The organism is Sphingobacterium alkalisoli, from assembly GCF_005049105.1.
Taxonomy (GTDB): Bacteria; Bacteroidota; Bacteroidia; order Sphingobacteriales; family Sphingobacteriaceae; genus Sphingobacterium; species Sphingobacterium alkalisoli.
On sequence record NZ_SUKA01000003.1, the window covers coordinates 304935 to 325047 of the forward strand.

Annotated in this window: 20 protein-coding genes; 7 read left to right on the forward strand and 13 right to left on the reverse strand. The window is 38.8% G+C overall.

Annotation, left to right across the window (positions count from 1 at the left end):
* Positions 1–84 precede the first annotated feature (84 nt).
* Positions 85–1125, reverse strand: coding sequence for an outer membrane beta-barrel protein (locus tag FAZ19_RS10965; protein WP_136820772.1), 1041 nt, complete (start codon positions 1123–1125; stop codon positions 85–87).
* Between the two features lie 141 nt (positions 1126–1266).
* Positions 1267–2604, reverse strand: coding sequence for an ammonium transporter (locus FAZ19_RS10970; RefSeq protein ID WP_229707505.1), 1338 nt, complete (start codon positions 2602–2604; stop codon positions 1267–1269).
* Positions 2605–3079: 475 nt separating this feature from the next.
* Here FAZ19_RS10970 and FAZ19_RS10975 point away from each other — a divergent pair, with 475 nt between their 5' ends.
* The gene (locus tag FAZ19_RS10975; protein ID WP_136820773.1) at positions 3080–3322 is read left to right on the forward strand and encodes an outer membrane beta-barrel protein; all 243 of its coding nucleotides are present in this window, start codon (positions 3080–3082) and stop codon (positions 3320–3322) included.
* A 116-nt stretch (positions 3323–3438) separates the two neighbouring features.
* Here the strand turns inward: FAZ19_RS10975 and FAZ19_RS10980 are convergent, their stop codons facing one another.
* Entirely contained in the window at positions 3439–4155 is a 717-nt protein-coding gene (locus tag FAZ19_RS10980; RefSeq protein ID WP_136820774.1) for a class I SAM-dependent methyltransferase, read from the reverse strand.
* Between the two features lie 82 nt (positions 4156–4237).
* On the opposite strand from FAZ19_RS10980, the gene FAZ19_RS10985 reads away from it, so the two are divergent.
* Complete coding sequence (locus tag FAZ19_RS10985) at positions 4238–5122, forward strand: LysR family transcriptional regulator (protein ID WP_136820775.1); 885 nt, start codon at positions 4238–4240, stop codon at positions 5120–5122.
* Complete coding sequence (locus tag FAZ19_RS10990; protein ID WP_136820776.1) at positions 5109–5942, forward strand: MBL fold metallo-hydrolase; 834 nt, start codon at positions 5109–5111, stop codon at positions 5940–5942. The genes FAZ19_RS10985 and FAZ19_RS10990 overlap by 14 nt, the downstream gene beginning before the upstream one ends.
* A 12-nt stretch (positions 5943–5954) precedes the next feature.
* Here FAZ19_RS10990 and FAZ19_RS10995 read toward each other — a convergent pair whose 3' ends face one another.
* Both FAZ19_RS10995 and FAZ19_RS11000 read right to left on the reverse strand, forming a co-directional pair.
* On the reverse strand, positions 5955–8297 hold the full coding sequence (locus FAZ19_RS10995; RefSeq protein ID WP_136820777.1) for a M1 family metallopeptidase: 2343 nt from the start codon (positions 8295–8297) through the stop codon (positions 5955–5957).
* Entirely contained in the window at positions 8294–8869 is a 576-nt protein-coding gene (locus FAZ19_RS11000; protein WP_136820778.1) for a HupE/UreJ family protein, read from the reverse strand. The genes FAZ19_RS10995 and FAZ19_RS11000 overlap by 4 nt, the downstream gene beginning before the upstream one ends.
* A gap of 126 nt (positions 8870–8995) precedes the next feature.
* Here FAZ19_RS11000 and FAZ19_RS11005 point away from each other — a divergent pair, with 126 nt between their 5' ends.
* The gene (locus FAZ19_RS11005) at positions 8996–9508 is read left to right on the forward strand and encodes a DUF6702 family protein (protein WP_136820779.1); all 513 of its coding nucleotides are present in this window, start codon (positions 8996–8998) and stop codon (positions 9506–9508) included.
* A 40-nt stretch (positions 9509–9548) separates the two neighbouring features.
* Here FAZ19_RS11005 and FAZ19_RS11010 read toward each other — a convergent pair whose 3' ends face one another.
* Genes FAZ19_RS11010 through FAZ19_RS11020 form a run of 3 tightly spaced genes read right to left on the reverse strand, consistent with a single transcriptional unit; the run spans position 9549 to position 11808 of the window.
* Entirely contained in the window at positions 9549–9929 is a 381-nt protein-coding gene (locus tag FAZ19_RS11010) for a YkvA family protein (RefSeq protein WP_169305634.1), read from the reverse strand.
* 52 nt (positions 9930–9981) lie between these two features.
* A complete protein-coding gene (locus FAZ19_RS11015) occupies positions 9982–10998 on the reverse strand; it encodes a tetratricopeptide repeat protein (RefSeq protein ID WP_169305635.1) in 1017 nt (338 codons plus the stop codon).
* A 54-nt stretch (positions 10999–11052) separates the two neighbouring features.
* Positions 11053–11808 carry a C40 family peptidase gene (locus tag FAZ19_RS11020; protein ID WP_136820782.1) on the reverse strand — a complete coding sequence of 252 codons (756 nt, stop codon included), beginning with the start codon at positions 11806–11808 and terminating at the stop codon, positions 11053–11055.
* Positions 11809–11887: 79 nt separating this feature from the next.
* On the opposite strand from FAZ19_RS11020, the gene FAZ19_RS11025 reads away from it, so the two are divergent.
* Positions 11888–12355 (forward strand): universal stress protein, encoded by a 468-nt coding sequence (locus tag FAZ19_RS11025; protein WP_136820783.1) that lies wholly within the window; start codon positions 11888–11890, stop codon positions 12353–12355.
* A gap of 24 nt (positions 12356–12379) precedes the next feature.
* Here FAZ19_RS11025 and FAZ19_RS11030 read toward each other — a convergent pair whose 3' ends face one another.
* From FAZ19_RS11030 to FAZ19_RS11050, 5 genes are all read right to left on the reverse strand, one after another.
* The gene (locus tag FAZ19_RS11030) at positions 12380–13555 is read right to left on the reverse strand and encodes an RsmB/NOP family class I SAM-dependent RNA methyltransferase (protein ID WP_136820784.1); all 1176 of its coding nucleotides are present in this window, start codon (positions 13553–13555) and stop codon (positions 12380–12382) included.
* 9 nt (positions 13556–13564) lie between these two features.
* On the reverse strand, positions 13565–14875 hold the full coding sequence (locus FAZ19_RS11035; protein WP_229707503.1) for a type 1 periplasmic-binding domain-containing protein: 1311 nt from the start codon (positions 14873–14875) through the stop codon (positions 13565–13567).
* Positions 14832–16382: a glutamine-hydrolyzing GMP synthase gene (guaA, locus tag FAZ19_RS11040; RefSeq protein WP_136820785.1), complete on the reverse strand. Its 1551-nt coding sequence runs from the start codon at positions 16380–16382 to the stop codon at positions 14832–14834. The genes FAZ19_RS11035 and guaA overlap by 44 nt, the downstream gene beginning before the upstream one ends.
* 74 nt (positions 16383–16456) lie before the next feature.
* Entirely contained in the window at positions 16457–17263 is an 807-nt protein-coding gene (locus FAZ19_RS11045; protein ID WP_136820786.1) for a S1/P1 nuclease, read from the reverse strand.
* A 7-nt stretch (positions 17264–17270) separates the two neighbouring features.
* Positions 17271–17732, reverse strand: coding sequence for a DUF4268 domain-containing protein (locus tag FAZ19_RS11050; RefSeq protein ID WP_188876117.1), 462 nt, complete (start codon positions 17730–17732; stop codon positions 17271–17273).
* A gap of 295 nt (positions 17733–18027) precedes the next feature.
* Between FAZ19_RS11050 and FAZ19_RS11055 the strand changes: the two genes are divergently transcribed.
* Positions 18028–18561 carry a lipocalin family protein gene (locus FAZ19_RS11055; RefSeq protein ID WP_136820787.1) on the forward strand — a complete coding sequence of 178 codons (534 nt, stop codon included), beginning with the start codon at positions 18028–18030 and terminating at the stop codon, positions 18559–18561.
* 85 nt (positions 18562–18646) lie between these two features.
* Entirely contained in the window at positions 18647–20059 is a 1413-nt protein-coding gene (locus tag FAZ19_RS11060) for an alkaline phosphatase (protein ID WP_136820788.1), read from the forward strand.
* The last annotated feature ends 54 nt before the right edge of the window (positions 20060–20113 follow it).

Consider the following 20113-nt stretch of genomic DNA (forward strand, 5'->3'; position numbering starts at 1 on the left):
CGAAATAGAAACTGAATTTAAGAAATAAACCCTCTAAGAGTAATAAGTTTATTATTATTCCTAGAGGGTTTTGTATTCATGATATTAAAAAGCGTAAACTAACGCTAGAGAAACCTGGGATGCATTTTTCGTTGCTGTCATGCCGTCACTTTTTACAAATCCCGATTTGTCATTGTTATCGAGACGTATTTCTGGAATGAGCGTTAGACCGCCATGTTTCAAATTTCCGGAAAGGGTAAAAGAAGTGAATTGAGCACCATCGACATCTTCTATATCTTTCTCTTTGAAGTATTCCCCACGAATGCCCAGTCCAATGTTCTCGGTGATGTTATATTTCGGATACAATGCAACCCCACTGTACCCACCTTCAGACTGAAATGTATAATCGGCTGCATTCAATCCTAAACTTACCTTAGAAGAGAAATCATAGCTTGCAACAAGATCGAACAGAGTCCCCGAACTATAATTTTCGTCGCTTCCATCGGATGAACCGGTCAAAAAGTTGAGATAAGCGCTGAATCCATCTACCGGCGTCACCGCTAACTGTGCGCCGACATGCGAAATCCCGTTAAAATCTTGATAAACATTCCAGTCATTAAACAATCCGGCCATTAAAGATACTTTTTCCGAAAATGCATAAGTTGCTTTAATTCCTGCGTTCTGAAAAGGTCCTGCACCGAATAAATATGAAGTGGAATAATGAAAGTTAGCAGCTGGCGAAATCACTTCGTAGCCAACGAATGTCCCCATAAATCCAGCGGTCATATTAAAATTCTCTGTAAAATCATAAGACGCGTATAAATTTTGGATATGGAAAGAATTACCTTCATTACCTTCATCACCATCACCATTCAAAATACTTAAATATTGTCCCCTTGGCCCAAAAGCCAGTTCAGCTACGAAGGACGCCTTGCCTGTAGTTTTTTTCAATCCGAGACCAAGCATACCTAAAGATAGGGAATTATGGTTATTCGCGAAATAGGTTCCGATATTTTCTTGATCGGCTAAATCGTATTTCCAATATACATCTCCATACCCAGTAATTTCGAGAGGAGTACTTTCCTGGGCATTCGCTAAAAATCCCGCAGCTAATAAAAAGTTGGCTAACAATAAAATTTTTTTCATAATTTCAATATTTAATAAAGCGCTTGACTTTAATTGATTAGTTTTTTAGTTAAAGGCAAGCAATAAAACAATCAAGGTTAGAAAACGTGGGATAACTTCACTACCCCAGGTTTTCTTTCCTTTTTTCATAACATTAGGTAATTAATCTTCGATTAGAATAGTATAACCTCTAATTCCATGTTCTTCGCTATCCAATCCGTGTTTTTCAGCTTCTTCGCTGACACGGAGTCCCATAGTAACTTTCAATATATAGAAAATGATAAACGAACCGACTATAGCAGCTGCACCACAAGCTAATACACCATAAAGTTGCGACATAAATGACGCCCCCTCACCAAAAATACCAGTAGCCAATGTCCCCCAAATTCCGCAGGTTAAATGGACAGATACAGCACCAACACAATCGTCCAACTTTAATTTATCCAATAACAAGACAGAGAATACAACCAATACACCGGCAACACCGCCAATGAACAATGCTTCAAAAGGCGTGATAATGTCAGCCCCTGCAGTAACACCGACCAATCCGGCCAGAATACCATTCAAGACCATACCAAAATCGATACGCTTCATTACAATCATACTGGTGAAATGGCCTCCAATAGCACCTCCACAAGCGCCTAAAGTAGTGGTAACGAGTACTAGTGACGTTAATCCCGGATCTGCAGATAATACAGAGCCCCCGTTAAAACCAAACCAGCCTAACCACAGAAGAAATACGCCTATTGTAGCCAACGGAACAGAAGATCCGGAGATCTCGCTAGTGCTACCGTTGTTGTATTTGCCTATACGTGGCCCGAGCAACCAAATTCCAACTAGAGCTCCCCACCCGCCTACAGAGTGTACAATAGTAGAACCTGCAAAATCAACAAATCCAAGCTCATCAAGGAAGCCACCACCCCATTTCCAACTACCGATTATAGGATACACTATCCCTACGTAGAACAGCGTAAACGTCAGGTAGGCTCCTAACTTTATACGTTCTGCGACCGCTCCCGAAACTATTGTTGCAGCGGTTGCAGCAAACATTGCCTGATACAAAAAGTCTGTCCAGAAGGTATATCCCCCGTCTGCATACCCCTCACTCACATCCGCCGAACCCGAATTAAACCAAATGGTATCCCAGCTATCCATGCTGAACCCTAAAATACCGTTAAACTCGCCGGGATACATCAATGCAAATCCCAAAAGTGCATAGGTAACAATTCCCAAGACAGGTGTTAATGTATTCTTAAAAAGAATATTAACGGTGTTCTTTGATTGTGTAAAACCAGCTTCGACACTAGCAAATCCCAAGTGCATAATAAACACCAAAGCAGTTGCCAGCATCATCCAGATGTTATTCGTTGTGAGCAGAACACTTGAAATCGATTGCGCATCTGCATTAGGTTCTTGCATAATTACCGAAAGCACAGGAGAAAGGCTCCCTACACTCAGATAATTAGCAAAACTAGTTACGGTTGTTGTGAATAATTCCATAGATTTAAATGTTTAGTAATAAAAAAAGGTTAAAAATTAATATTTATGTAACAATACATACAAATGTTATAATAAAAAATCAAAAAAGCAATATAAAAAATAAAATTTTTATAAAAAAATAACATTTAACATAAAAATATTAAAAGGAAAAGCATTAATAATACTAAATTACATACAAATTCAATGATATTTATGCTAAATTGGCATATTATATAAATTAAAATAAAAAAGTAAATTCATTTTATAATAAAAAACTATGTAGTTTCGATATAATCTAAAAAAAAATTCCTTTTAGGAGTTACAGATTTAATCTAATTACCAAATAATCGGGTTCCGATCGAAAAAAAATAAATATCAATAATTGAAAAAGTAGCATCATTTAGAATAAACAACCCATAATTGGACTTAATAGCTACTCAAGTAGTTTCTGAATAGGTTCCATATTCGTCCGCACGCACATAGTTGAAACAGATCATTGGATATTCCATCCCGTTGGCAGCGTCCACCGGAATATTTCAAAGTAAAGGATGTAGAGGATGCCAAAGGAGAAGATTACACTTCTTTCACTTTATCGGGCAATTTCAAGCATAATGGGTTTGCTTTTATTCCAGAAATAAGATTCGACAACAGCAAGAGCGATATATTTCTAAAACACGACTTAGTAACACCTAAAAAGAATGCGGCTCAATTCTCTTTAGCATTAGTCTATAGTTTTTAATAAATTTCCCTTTATTATATAAATTATGTAGCGGATTTTGGAGTATTCCAAAATCCTCTTTTTAATATGATATACTTTATAAAAAATTAGAATAAACAATTTATCAAATGACGATCTTATTTGAAAGCAACAAAACTTGCAAAGCAAAGGTTCTTATGTAGGATATCAACATTTGCAAACCCTACCTTCTTTAATAAATCCAATTGATAGATCAATGATCGCGGTGTATCTTCTTTTTCAATATAAGCAAACACATGATCTCTATACTCTTCATCTTTTAGACCAGTAAGATATTGTCCATATTTTTCGTTGTAGATCAGCGCCTGCAAGTCAGCATTTGCTTGGTGAACCAGATCAAATATCCATATACTTCCCCCCGGTTTAAGCCATGTGTACAATTTCTTAAACGTATTCTCCCAGTCTGCATCATCTCGTAAATGATGCAACACTGCCGTTGCCATAATAACATCATAGTGACATTCCGGCAATTCAACGGTTCTAAAATCACCTTTTAAAACACTGACCTTTCCCCCTATATTGATTTCATCCACGCGTTCCTTCGCCTTTTCCAGCATCGGCAGACTCAAATCAACGAGCGTAAAATCCAAAGCAGCGTAGTATTGTAGCAATTTTATATCGTAGTTTCCTGCTCCGCAACCGATATCCAACACCTTTTCCAGTTGAGGGTATACGTTTGAAATACCCGCTGCGATCAATTCCATATTATAGGTGGCATCCAATGTGGTCGCTTGCCCGGTTTCCATATTCGAAAAACGAGCGACATCCTTATCAAACCGCTCTTCTATTTCCTTTAATGTAGATTTATGCTTCATATATCCATTGTTTATTCAAAAGTATCCAATTGATCGATACATCAAAAATACTATATTTGTCAATAATTGATACCTATTAAGTATGGAGATACGTCATATCCGATATTTCAAGGCGGTTGCTGATGAATTACATTTTGGAAAAGCTGCAAAAAAGCTATTTATATCGCAGCCCCCTTTGACCCGACAAATTAAAGAACTGGAAGAAGAATTAGGTGTACTCCTATTAACAAGAAACAATAAAAGAGTTGCATTAACTGATGCAGGAAACTATTTTCTAAGAGAATGCGACCAGCTCTTGCAACAACTTGAAAGAGCGAAACAGCAGGTGATGCAGGTGCATCTCGCCGAAACTGGAAATTTTCGTTTAGGCTACATCAGCTCTACACCAAAATCTGCTTTGGCAGAAGTACTTCAAAAAGTTAAAAGTGAATTTCCCTACCTACAGGTACAGCTCTATGAGATGCCATCGCATGCACAGCGATCAGCCTTGGAAACCGGAAAATTAGACTTAGGAATTGTCCGAGCACCGATATTTAGCGAACACCTGAAGATCGAAAAATTATTTGATGACTCTTTCGTACTTGCTTTACCTAAAGATTACCCCTATATCGAAGATCTCGAATACTTGGCAAACGAGATGTTTATTTCGTACAATAACGACTATGCACCTAATTATCACCTTAGTTTCTTAGAGACCTGCAGTCGCCTGGGCTTTACACCAGAGATTGCACACGAATGTAATACGACACAATCGATTTTAGACTTGGTTCACTACCGCACGGGGATTGCTATTGTACCCAAAAGCGTACAACACGAATATAGACATCTTGCAATTAAATTTGTAGATTTGGCTTATCTAGGCACGACAACACAGATTATTATGGCCTGGGATCATAAAAATCAGAATGTCGCGCTGCGTGAGTTTCGCAAATGGATTAAAATTATGTTAAAAAATGAAATTGTATAGCATAGAAACCGGTTTTTTTAAATTAGATGGTGGTGCGATGTTTGGTGTCGTTCCGAAATCGATTTGGCATAAGTCTAACCCTGCAGACGATAACAACCTTTGCACTTGGGCGAATCGCTTATTACTGATCGAAGATGGAAAACGTTTAACCTTGGTGGATACCGCAATCGGCGACAAGCAGGACGATAAGTTTTTCCGCCATTATTATTTACACGGCGATGCCACAATAGACTCCTCCTTAGCAAAATACGGTTTTCACCGCGATGATATTACCGATATCCTGTTGACACATCTTCATTTTGATCATTGTGGGGGCGCTATACAACGCGAAGGCGATCGGTTAATCCCTGCATTCAAAAACGCCTATTATTGGAGTAATGAAAAACATTGGGAATGGGCCTTAAATCCCAATCCGAGGGAGAAAGCCTCATTTTTGAAAGAAAATATTCTCCCGATACAGGAAAGCGGTCAACTAAAATTTCTGAAAGAAGACGAGCGCTACGACAACAATATCACAATTCGCTATGCGAATGGTCACACAGAATCAATGATGCTGCCACAAATTGAATATAAGGGAAAAACAATCCTTTATATGGCCGATCTGTTGCCATCGGTCGGACATATTCCGCTTCCATATGTAATGAGCTATGACATACGTCCGCTCACAACAATGCAGGAACGCCAATCTTATTGGAAGGAGATTGTGGATCGGGAATATATCCTGTTTTTCGAACACGACGCCGTCAATGAGTGCTGTAACTTACAACACACGGAAAAAGGCATCCGAGTCAAAGATATATTTAAGTTAGACGATATTTAAGAAAACCTATCCTTACCGTGTTTGTGCCTCGCGCATTGGATTAGCTCCAACAGACTCTCCTCTTGTGCTTTGTTGTTGTCTAAACAATTCAAAATTAGAAGATTGGTATTGCCTCGGCCAAGCGTTGTTGTTTTCGTCTATATCTGCCGTTTCCCGATAGGGATCAATACGGATGAATTTTACATCTTTTCGCTTGGCAAATACTTTTTGCACCTGATTCTCATTCTTGCGCCAGATGTAAGCCGGTACATTATCGATCTCTTTTGTACCGTCCTCATAATTCCATTCTATCAGGATTGGCATCACAAGCCCACCCTTATTACTAAAACTCAATTCGTAGAAGGTAATCTTTCCGTCTACGATTTCCTTTTCTTGACTACTCAACTTCGAATAAAAATCGTCGAATTCGCGCTTTTGTTTCGGTGTTACCTCAAATCGATCCCACTTATTGTAAAAATCTAATAAAGATGTATCTTTATCAACCAGGTACTCCATATGTTGCGCTAGATTGCGTTGGCGAGAGATATTATTCAGATCTTCCTCATATTCTAACTTATTTTGCTGCTGCAAACTTTCCGGATGAAAATTCATCCGATAGGATACCACATTGTCTAAAGAGATGTCTACTGCATCTGTTCCAAAAAACCAGCCTCTCCAAAACCAGTCCAGATCTACCGCAGACGCATCTTCCATTGTGCGGAAAAAATCAGCTGGCGTCGGATGCTTGAATGCCCACCGCTTCGCATATTCCTTGAACGCAAAATCAAATAAATCCCTGCCCATTACCGTCTCTCTAAGAATATTTAATGCAGTAGCTGGTTTAGCATAAGCATTGGGACCAAATTGTACTATATTTTCCGAATTGGTCATAATAGGCTCTAATTGGTCCTTTGGAAGTTTCATATAGTCCGCAATCTTGTGTGCAGGGCCCCGTCTCGAAGGATAATCTTTTTCCCATTCCTGTTCTGCCAAATACTGTACAAAGGTATTCAATCCTTCATCCATCCACGTCCATTGACGCTCATCCGAATTCACAATCATCGGAAAGAAATTATGCCCAACTTCATGAATAATAACACCAATCATACCGTATTTTGTCGCCTCCGAATAAGTACCATATTCATCTGCGCGACCGTAGTTAAAGCAGATCATAGGATATTCCATCCCATTGGCCGCCTCCACTGAAATGGCCACCGGATAAGGATAAGGTATCGTATATTTAGAGTAGACTTTTAGGGTATGTGCAACGACTTTTGTTGAATAACGTCTATACAGTGGATAGGCCTCTGGTCCATAATACGACATAGCCATTGGCTGATTATTTTCCACGCCCTCCTTTACCTTCATCGCATCCCATACTAGTCTTCGGGAAGAAACAAATGCAAAATCACGTACATTCTTGGCTTCATAAGTCCAAGTCTTCTTGGTCTTAGACTTTTTTGTCATCGCTACTTTTGCTTCTTCTAATGTTACGATTTCTAAGGGCTCATCCGCGACTTGTGATTGCTTCCATCGAGCAAGTTGTTGCGGAGACAATACTTCTCCATAATTCTGACATTCACCCGTAGAGCCGACAACATGATCAGCAGGCACCGTTATATTTACTTTATAATCGCCAAATACCAACGCAAACTCCCCTCTTCCTGTAAATTGTTTATTTTGCCAGCCTTGAAAATCTGAATAAACTGCCATCCGGGGATACCACTGGGCTATCGTATACAGGTAATTGGCATCTTTTGCAAAATACTCATATCCTGCTCTTCCACCTTCTTTTATTCTATTATTTATTTTAAGATCCCAATCGATTTTGAAAACAAATTTAGCTCCTGGCTTCAGTGGCGTAGCTAGATCGATGCGCATCATCGTATAATTTATTGTGTAAAGAAGCGCTTTACCAGAAGCATCAACAACCTTTTTTATATTTACACCGTACCCCTTTTCTGCTGGCACAAATTTATTCAATTCTTCAACCGACATTTTAGTACGAAGCGAACTCTCGTCAAATCGCATATTCTCAGCGTTGTCTGCATGCTCATTATCATCCAATTGCAACCACAGGTACGATAACGGATCCGGTGAATTATTAAAATAAGTTACTGTTTCCGATCCCTTCAGCAGCTGATTTTCATCATCTATCTCCACATCAATTAAATAATCAGCTTTCTGTTGCCAATACATAGATCCGGGAGCACCCGACGCCGTACGGAAAATATTGGGGTCTGTAATCAGGGTACCCAATTGTTCGAATTTATTTCCATGATTGGACCCCGAATTAAGAGGTGTTTGCGCATTGATGAAACCTGCCGATCCCACCAAACAAAAGGTAATAATATACCTAAAAAATGAATAACTCATAACGGAAAACGATCTAATGCCATCATAAATGATATACCGACGACAGCCGAAGAAAGAAAAAAACTCCAATCTCTCTTCTTTACTTTAAATAAACTGACTACCACTGCACTTAATAATATTACCAAAAAAACGATGATCAATTGCCCAAATTCCAATCCAATATTAAACGATAATAAAGGCCACACAATATTCGCTTCCTTGCCTAATAGTGATCGCAGGTAATTAGAAAAACCTAGACCATGGATCAAACCAAAAATCAGCGTCATAGTGTACAAAAAAACAGGATTTCTTCCTTTGTTTGATCGAAAAAGATTTGTTAGTGCTGTAAATAGGATTGTAACCGGAATCAGAAATTCGATCCAGCCCACATTTACCTTTACAATGCTGAATACCGCCAAAGCCAATGTCAAAGAGTGGCCTACAGTAAATGCCGTCACTAGCCACAAAATACGCTTCCAATCCTTTAAAGCATAGCTACAACATAGTACCAGTACAAACAAGATATGATCGTATCCATTTAAGTCAAGAATATGTTGCCAGCCCAACTGAAAATATATCCAAAAATCCTGCATTAATTTTAGGTTTTAAACTTCATAAACACAATATTACAATTTTTTATGTTAGGTTGGCAGAAGAAATTGTAACAACATTATTCATATGTAATCGAATGAAATAATTGTATTTTTGAAGAACAGACAATGAAGACAGTAAAGAATCCAATAAAGATATATTTAGCACTAATCTTAACAGTAATTTGCCTGTTTACTTATGCTCATCCTTTTTATGTTTCCATCACGGATATCGTGTATTCGTCTGCAAAAAAAAACATAGAGATTTCGTCCCGGATATTCTTTGATGATTTGGAAGCCGCTTTAAATCAGGACGGGAAGACCCAGTTTGATATACGCAAGCCACATCGCAAGGATGTTATAGATACTGCAATAGCAGCTTATGCTAAGAAATATTTTAAGGTTTCTACTAATGGTCAAATACAAGTTTTAACTTACGTGGGTTACGAAATTGAAGACGATGTAGTTTGGTGCTACTTCGAAATTCCGCAATCCCAACCCGTGAAAAAATTAGAGGTATCTAATCGGATGCTTTATAACAATTTCAAAAGCCAATCCCATATCTTTCATGTAACCGTAGACGGAAAGCGGCAAAGCACAAAAATTGACAATCCAAAAAGTTTTTTCAAAATGGAATTTTAATGCTTAGCGATTACGTAAATAGATATTAGATACACACCCGCTACGAAGGTTTTACTACCGCAGTTTCTACATTCTTTTGACTAAATTCTTTGTATTTACGTATTTCTACTGAAAGCTTAGTAAGGGCATACCCCACAATAGTCACATCGTCCAACCAACCCGCGATAGGAACAAAATCTGGAAGCGCGTCAAGAGGCGACAAAACGTATACGATAGTGCCAACAATAATAGACATATTCCATTTGCTCATCTTATACCGACCTTTCCACACATCCCTCACCATCGCTATAAGCACCTTAAAATCGCTCATCCTGTCATTGAGATGGAACGCTTTGTTCTCTGCTTTATCCAGATCATTAGTTGTTAACTTATGTGATTTAAAAATTTCAAATAGCAACAATGCTCTCTTTAAATATCTCATCTTCCTCATGTTCATATACATTTGTCCTATCTATTGCAAAAAGAGTACCATACTACTCTCCTTCCAATTCTTCAAACTTTTCAAAATCCAATCTCGCTCCTTCATTATCCCCTATCCGTTCTTTCAAAACTCCTCTATACTGATATAAATCCGAATAGTGTGGATTAATCGCAATAGCTTTGTCGTAATCTTCCAAAGCCGCATTTAGATTGTGATTGCGTTCCAATATATCCGCACGCATTGTATAAATGTAAAAATCGTCGGGAACTAGATCTATTAATTTCGTGTAATCCGCGAGCGCAGCTTCCAAATTATCTTGAGATTCATAAAACTGAGCCCGTTCTTCATATACAGCTACATGCAAAGGGTCGATAGAGAGGGAACACTCAAAATCAGCTAATGCAGCGTTATATTCACGTATCCAGACAAACAATTTACCTCTATATAGATAAGCAGTAGCCGAAGTTCCACCTATCGCTATGGCCTTATTAAAATCCTGTAGCGCCAAATCGTAACGCAACATACGAAGATAAACCGCACCTCTAGCTATATATAAGTCAACATTACTCGGTTCCAATGAAATAGCCACCGTGTAATCAAGAACAGCATTTTTGTAGTTAAAATGCTGCACCAATAACAAAGCCCGGTTGATGTGCAGCTGAAGCTGTCCGGCTTTTTTCTCAATTTTTTTATCTAACTCCAATAGTTCTTCTCCATCCACCATCTCCCCTTCATTTTCTCTCCATTCCAAGTAATTATGATAATTAAAGTCTAAACGCTTTGCGACTTGATAGTCATAAAATGCCCCCTCATCATCTCCAAGAGCGGTATTGACCAATGAGCGGCACGCATAGAAAAATGGAAGATCCCCATATAAAGAAATAGCATGTGAATACACCTCCATAGCAACATCGTATTTTTGATGTTGCCATGCGAACAAACCTTCAGCTGCTAATCGCTCTGCATCATGATGAGATTTGCCAGCTCCTATTACCGACTCACGTAAAGAAGAACCTGGAAAATACGCACTACTCGGTAGTATATAAAATAAATTTTGATCTAAATCCATGAGAATCATTTAATGGTGACTGGTAATCTGTGACTGGTAAGTAATCACCAACCCCTAATCACCAAAATACCGTTTGATAATGCGCAGTTTATGGGAATATCGGTTCACATCAGCATTAAATATACCTAGACTATCCATTTTATCAATCCGCACCTTTCCTGCCGCATGAATGATGGTTTCATTATCTATCATTACCCCAACATGGGTAATCCTTCCTTCTTCATTATCAAAGAATGCCAAATCCCCGGCTTTTATCTCCGGCAAAAAATCGACTACGGTGCCATTCTCTCCCTGTTGCCAAGCGTCCCGCTTCAGAAACACACCAAAATGTTTATAAACAACCTGACTGAAACCAGAACAATCTATGCCACCTCTTGATCTTCCTCCCCACATGTAGGGACTATCTAAGTAATGCATAAATAATTTTGGAAATTCCTTTTCAAAATCAACCAAGGTGGGTTTACGCATCTTTCCTTCTATACGATACATTTCCTCTCCTATTCTCATTTCAGGTATAGACACTTGGGTACCATGTATCAGGCGAACGGATTTGCCGGCGCTTTTAGCAATAGCACCTTCCAGATCCACGATGTAGTCTTTCTTGTTCGTGCCCTGTTCAATATATACATATTGACTGCTTTGAATCCATCCTTCATAGTTGACCGTAAATAATCGAATACGATCAAAATCGATTCCATGTTCCAAAATTTCAAACTCCTCTCCAAAAAGAATCTGTGTAACCATCTCACTACGATGAGAGGGCTCTGCTCGAAGAGGAACGATGCTTAAACTACAGCTGGCTACACGCATATCGAATATTATATTTAAAACAAAACTATCATAAATAATGTTTTATAAAAGAATATAGTTCTAAAAAAACCGTAAAATTATGGCTAAGCAAAGATTTCAAAGAATATTACTAGCGGTGGACGATACGCCATGCTCGCTAAAGGCAATAGAATATGCCAAAGAGATTGTAGAAGAGTTTAGATCTTCTATCGCACTGATTACAGTTATTCCCCCTACGTCTCCAGCAAGCTATGGAGCCGATCCGTTATTGGGACAACAGCCGATCATCGTGCCAGAGGTATCCGAAGTGCAACAAAAATCCGCGGAGGAATATCTCAACAACCTAGCACTTGACTTTACATCCGCTTCGGAAGTTTTCGTGTTCACAAGAATCGGATCAGTACGGGAAGAAATACTCCTAGCTGCACATGAATGGGAGGCGAAACTCATCATCTTAGGATCTAACGGGCGTACGGGATTCGATCATTTTATCTCCGGAAGTGTATCCGAATCTGTTATTCGAAAAGCAGAATGTCCGGTATTAGTAGTACCAGGTAAATGTGATTAATTTTGAAAGGGGCATAAAAGCACCTTATATTTTGATAAGGCGGGCAGCAAACATACTGTCTGCCTTATCCTGATACCCTTTGATAACTTCCAGTCGATCTAGTTTCAATCCCAATTCTTTCACCATATAATCTACTACGTTCTCGTTTTCTTCTTTGAAAACAGAACAAGTTATATAAGTCATTGCGCCATTCGGTTTCAGATGTCGAACCACCCGTTGGGCTATTGCTCGCTGTAAAGTCGAAAATTCCACTAATTGATCCATAGAAAACTGTTGAATCATCTCTGGAGTGCGCCCCCACGTTCCTGAACCTGAACACGGAGCATCCAGTATGATGCCATCAAACAATTCATCACCCAATATCGAAAAAGTGTCCTGCCTAAGATCAATTATTTTTTTACGATAATCTTGTCGGATATCAGCTTTTTGAAAACGTTCATCCAAGTTCCGTAAGATAGATAACCTCACATCCGAAACCAGTAAATTCGTTTTGGGATACCTATCTAAAAATAACAAAGCCTTCCCTCCAGAAGCAGCACAAGCGTCCCACCAACTCTGACCAGGCAACGCCTCCATAAAGTGAATTGTTTTTTGAGAAGATAAATCCTGCACTTCATACTTGCCTTCTAGTCGAAAAAGCTGCTGTAGTTTTGTACCGTTCGATAACGCGAGAGTTTGCGGCCCTATTTCATGGACAGCAAAACCAACTTTCTCCAGTTCAGACTTCACTTCGTGTTCAAATCCCCGCTTGATACGGATAAACAATTTAGGTTGGGTAAAGAAACTGGCGACAAAGGCATCTTTATCAATTTCGTCAGACATATGATCCGAAAAAGGAAAAACATCGTAAAGTTGAAAATTAAACCTATCGAATAAAATCCGAATTTTATCCACAACAGGTAATTCCAATGTAGGGAATAGATCGGGATATACCAGAGCAACCAAACTGGAATGTGTTTCACAGAGGTATTCTGCTAGCGCTAAGCGTTCCATCATCGGTAATTCAGCCTTGGCTTTACCGATCCGAAAAAAATTATAACAAAGACGAGAGGTCATCCTTCTATCGGATGATCCCATCTGTTTACTCTCTTTAAAGAACCGCGTCAGATATCGGGCAAATGGCTCTGTACTAGAAAAACCAGTTAATGCCTTTTCAAAATTCCGAAACTGTTGACCAATACGTCTTTCATTAACCTCCATATTCAAGGATTAACGAAGACCAAAAGAATTGCCCGTATAAACATGAATGGAAACTGCATCATTTGAGAATCCCCAAGCATCATTATGCTTAAACTTGTAAGAACTGAACAAACCATTAAATGGTTCGGTGGTCAAATGATCTTTTAGATTCCTTCCATTATATTTATCAATTAACCCACCAAAATAAATAGCCGCATCATAGCCTTTGTACGAATTATCTGACGGATTAACTCCAAACTGCGTAAGATAAGATTCTTTGAAGGTCTTAGCCTTTGTTGACCAGCTCTTTAGATGACTTTCAGAAGTAATTGTCGGCGTATAATTCGCAAAATTAGGATATACTTGAAAATCATAACGCGACCAAAGAGGATGGCCAAAAAGTTTAAAAGAATAATATCCTTCCTTAGCTTTAAGATCTAAATTTCCTAGTAATGTTTTTATTTGAAATTTATCGGTAGTACCTGTTACGATTAAATTTGCACCTGTTGTCGAAAGCTTTTCATTCATCTGTGCCGTAGAAGAAACGGAATAAATTTCTGCCGCAGGTTTAAATTGCTTAATTGCCGACAGCATACCATTTAAGAACTGCTTTCCATCCGCATCTGAAGTATTGTATATAATAATTACATCTCCAGGCATATATCGTCGCGCGATTTCTGACGCAAGGGCATTCACATGTGAACGTATTGGGGGTGTTAAAGAAACTAAATTCGGAAGATTAAACTCACTGGGCATACTAGCCGCTAATGGATTAATCTGTAAGACTTCTTTATTTAACAGATTGGTACCAAATGTTTTGATTTCTTTAGGATATACAGGGCCTACAATTAAAGAAGCCTCTTTTACCTCCTCAGATTGTGCCAATGTCGCGTTTTGAAAATCATCATCTTTTGAATCCAATACATTGACGTAAAAATTCGATCCTTTTTCCGCTAACTCATCTAATCCGAGTTGAAAACCTTGATAGAAATCCAAGGCTAAGGCAGACCGTTTTACATCAGCATCCAATACAGCTTCACCTGAAATTTGGTGCAATTGAAAAGGTAAGACCAGTGAAATATTTCTGTCTATATACTTTTTATTCGCACTTGCTTTCCCAGATTCTTTCGAGCCCTCCTTATCTGATTCCGTTTCCTTGGCTCCTGCAGCATTAGGATCTTTACCACCTACATTTCCCTGATAATCAGGAGATCGTAGCACGGTACGTTTAGTCCCACATGAAGATATAAATAGTAAACAGAGCAGGAAAAATAGAATGCTGAAGTTTCTCACTTTTCTATTCCCACTCAATGGTTGCGGGCGGTTTTGAACTAATGTCATATACAACTCTGTTGATTCCTTTAACATGATTAATTATTTCATTCGAAATCTTAGCTAGTAAATCATAAGGCAAGTGAATCCAATCTGCAGTCATTCCGTCCAATGAACCCACTGCACGCAATGCAACGACGTGTTCGTATGTACGTTCATCTCCCATCACACCTACCGATTGTACGGGCAAGAAGATCGTTCCTGCCTGCCAAACCTTATCATACCAACCCGACTCCTTTAAGTTACGGATATAAATATCATCAGCTTCCTGCAAAATCCGTACCTTTTCTTCTGTGATATCTCCTAATACACGGATTGCCAATCCCGGACCAGGAAAAGGATGCCTACCCAAAATAGCAGAATCTACGTCTAACGTCTTTCCAACACGACGAACTTCATCTTTAAATAACGTTTTTAGAGGCTCGACCACCTTCAATTTCATATAATCCGGTAATCCTCCTACGTTATGATGCGATTTGATTGTTGCAGAAGGACCTTTGACGGAAATAGATTCGATGATATCCGGATATATAGTACCCTGTCCCAGCCATTTTGCCTCCGCTCCCTCAGGAAGTTCCTTTTGTATTTCCTTTGAAGCTTCGTCAAAGACATCTATAAAAGATGATCCTATGATCTTTCTCTTTTGCTCGGGTTCAGATACGCCTGCTAAACGAGAGAAAAATAATTCTTTCGCATTTACCCCCTTGATATTCAGCCCCATGTTCTTATACGAGTCCAATACCTGCTCGTACTCCCCTTTTCGAAGTAAGCCATGGTCTACGAAAAAACAATGTAATCTTTTACCAATCGCATGATGCAATAACACGGCGGCTACAGTAGAATCCACTCCGCCAGATAACGCCATTATTACATGATCTGTACCCAATTGCTGTTCTAATTCAGCAACAGTAGTTTCCACAAAAGACTCCGCCGTCCAATCCTGTGAACAACCACAAATATCCACCACAAAATTCTTGATCAACATCTGTCCATCTGTGCTATGTGTCACTTCAGGATGAAACTGTATACCGTATGTATTGGTTCCTTCTATGTGGTATGCCGCCACGCGTACTTTGTCTGTACTTGCTATGATATTGAAGTTCGAAGGAACATCTTTAATCGTGTCACCATGCGACATCCATACTTGGGATTGTATCGGAATGCCTTTTAGCAAATTATTCTCTTGATTCACAAACTGCAAATTTGCACGACCGTACTCACGGATTTCTGACGGCAATACTTCTCCCCCAGATTTTTGGGCCAAGTATTGCGCACCATAACAAACACCTAATAAAGGAAAACGATCTTGGATACTTTCAAAATCTATCTGAGGTGCATCTTCCTGTCTAACGGAATACGGACTTCCAGAAAATATAACACCCTTCACATTATTATCAAATTCAGGAAGATTATTAAAAGGATGAATTTCACAATAGACATTTAGTTCACGAACACGACGCGCGATTAGTTGTGTATATTGAGAACCGAAATCAAGAATAATTATTTTTTCAGACATGCCGCAAAGTTACAATTTAGCGACGTAATTCTATACACCTAATTTCACTTCTTACACAAGAATTCCTTCCCTTATCAACCATAAATCTCGTTCAATTCCATTGCCAAACGAATACCTGCTTTAAGTAAGCATTCTTCCATGACATACTTGTAGTCGTAAATATACTTATAGCTTAGATTCGCATTATCCGCTGCGTCTTTATAAATCTTATTCGCTAGTTCATGGGATTGGAACAACATCTCTTCAAACGTGCAATCCCTATATTTAATATAGAACTGCGAATTATGGATATCTAACACATCTGCGTACTCTGTGAAGCTGTATTTTTCATTCTCAACCAGATCCGAATCCCATACCCGATGGATATTAGTCTTGCGTCCAAAGAATGTCACCTCGACTTTATTGCCGCCTAGATCGGCTTCCCTACTTACATGCATGGGCTGATGGGCATCCGCGAAAAGATGAATAATATAGTACAAGTCATGTTGCTTCTCCAATAAACTGATATCTCGACTACTTTTTGCCCGCTCCTTAATCCGCAAATAAGCTTTATATAAATTATTATCGGATGACTGTAGCAGCTCATACGAAAATTGCTGGAAGGTAAGATCGGCATTGGTATTTACAAAATGCCAAGATCCAGTCTGATTCAGTTTAGGGTCCGGATCGGATTTTATAAAATCTGCCCAATTTGACCAATAGGCTATTTTTTGCTTTCCAATTATGCCTTTAATGTGCTTCTTTGCCTTCTTTGTTAGATGTCGCTCAGCAATTTCGGCGATGACGCGATGTCCTGTCATCCCCCAAGCCTGTGCAGTTTGGATCGATGCAATAGAAATAAGACCGACAAGTGTTAGTGCAATTGAAATTTTATGCTTCATGTAAATGTTATTTAAAGATGTCAAATGAATACTTTGCCGTAGACCAAAATTCGTCTAAAGCGATGATACGCGGTTTAAAAAACGAAATTAATGCAGGCCAGTCATCTTTTTTAAAGATGCTCACCTCTTCCAACAAAACGGAAATACAACTTATCTGCTTGCCATATGCATCATGATACACACGATGCCATTCCCAGTCTTCTTGCAAGATTGTCTGAAAAACAGATTTGAGCTCCAAAAACTGTTCAAACATCAATTGTCGTATTCCTTCATCCGGATGAGACATTTCAATCATGATGGAGGCTTCTTTAGAGGTAGCATCCATACGAAAGAATATATTTCTCACTTCTGTTTTATAGTTCACCCAGTTGATCCTTTCCAGATCCGACGACGGGACAGCAGCCATGTACTGACCAAATGTTGTCCAGAATTGTTCTTTAGCTTTTTTCGTTTCGTCCCTTGAGTACAATGTGTTTTTTTACAAAACTAGCCATTTGCCTAAACATTTGAACGTATAAAGTGTTTTAACTACGTAAAGTATTACCATTTAATTAAATATAGGCGTTGTGCATTATACTTTTCATTTTGTCATCCCGAAGCTAGTAATTGCAAAGCAATCATTCAGATAATTTAAGGTAAAATACGAATGGATAGCGATCTAAAAACTATATTCAACAAAAACTTTAGATACTTTGGCAAGCATCAGTATGACATCGAAAACATCATAATCTTATGATGCCCAATCTGCAAATAACTACATACATATGAATAAGAAAAAATCATTATTAGCATTGACAGCCATCGCTGCTGGTTCAGTTATCTATAGCATATGGAAGCCTGTGAAATCAGACCTTCCTGTCGTTCAAAATCTAGATTTAAATAAATACCTTGGTAAGTGGTATGAAATCGCGCGATTAGATTTTTATTGGGAAAAAAATCTTAAAAATGTGACTGCAGAATACAACCTTAATGAAGATGGGTCTATTGGCGTGAACAATCAGGGATTTGACTTTACGAAGAACAAGCACAAACAAAGTATTGGCAAGGCAAAGTTCTTGAGAACCCCAAATGAAGGTGCACTTAAAGTTTCTTTTTTCGGTCCGTTTTATTCGGGGTATAACATTATGCATGTCGATGATAATTATCGGCATGCGTTGGTCTTTGGGGAAAATTTGGATTACATCTGGATACTATCGCGTGAGAAAATAATTTCCGATGAAATACGTGATATGTATTTGGCATACGCTGAAAGGGCCGGATATGATGTCAAAAAATTGGTTTGGACATTTCATGACTAGCCAAACTATATTTTTATGGTATTATTAAGTTAATATTAATTTAATTTGAATAGCATATATTTGGCTAATAATCTAAAAAATAGCTATGCTTAAAAAAATTACAACGTTACTTTTTATTTCCTTTCTTTTTGTGTTTCCCATATTTGGTCAGAAAGCCAAATATATATTTTTTATGATCGGTGATGGTATGGGCCTGAATCAAGTCAACCTCGCTGAGATCTACGCAGCGGAATTAGCTGGGAAAAACGGTGTTTTCCCATTGGTATTTACACAATTTCCATACGCTACATTCGGTACAGCATATTCTCTTTCCCATGGAGTTACCGACTCAGGAGCCGGAGGTACAGCGCTTGCCGTTGGAAGAAAAACGAAGAATGGCGTTATCGGTATGGACAGTGCGGGAACTACATCTTATAAAAGTATTGCTTATGCCGCTAAAGCTAAAGGCATGAAAGTCGGTATTGCCACAAGCGTAAGCATAGACCACGCAACTCCAGCTGCATTCTATGCCAACCGTCCCAGCCGCAATATGTATTATGAGATCGGTTTGGATCTTATTAAATCCAATTTTGACTTTTTCGCAGGTGCGGGTTTTTTAAAACCGGATAAGACTTTTGACAATAAAGAAGCGCCCTCTTTGTTCCCTCAATTTGAAAAGGCAGGCTATCGTATTATAAAAGGATACGACGCATTCCAACAGGCAAAAAAGAGCGAAGGTAAAATTATCCTCACCAACATCGATGGTACAGACCCCTCAGCATTAAAATATGCAATCGATCAGAAGCAAGATGATCTTAAATTGGCTAATATAACAGCTGCAGCTATTGACGCATTGACCGCAAATGATAAAGGTGAAGGCTTTTTCTTGATGGTAGAAGGCGGAAAAATAGATTGGGCCTGCCACGCAAATGATGGAGGAACCACCATACACGAAGTGCTGGATTTCGACGAATCTGTTAAATTAGCCTTTGAATTTTACAAAAAACACCCCGAAGAAACGCTTATTATCGTTACTGCCGATCACGAAACAGGTGGACTGGGAATCGGAAATGGTAGCAGTAGATTAAATACCAAGGGATTTGAAGGACAGAAAATTTCACAAGGAGAACTTTCTACGCGTATTCAAGAGCTACGCAAAAGCAGCCCCAATGCAAGTTGGGATGACGTTAAAAAGTTATTGCAACAAAATTTGGGGCTATGGTCTACTGCAAAGGTAGACACCAAAGATGAGAAGGAACTATTTGCAGCGTACGAACGGAGTTTCGTTAATCACGAAAATGAAAGTGAAAAAAGCTTATATGCCAGTGACGACAAAATAGCTGCGCTGAGCATCGCTGTACTAAACAACGCATCTTCCCTTGCTTGGTCTTCAAAAAATCATTCTGCGGCTTATATTCCAATTTATGCAATTGGTGCAGGTGCCGATCTATTTAACCACAAAATGGAAAATACCGATATTCCTAAAAAAGTAGCCAAGGCTGCTGGATTAGAATTATAAGTACCCTAATAGCAAAAAGCGGGATATTCGTGGTGAATATCCCGCTTTTTGGAT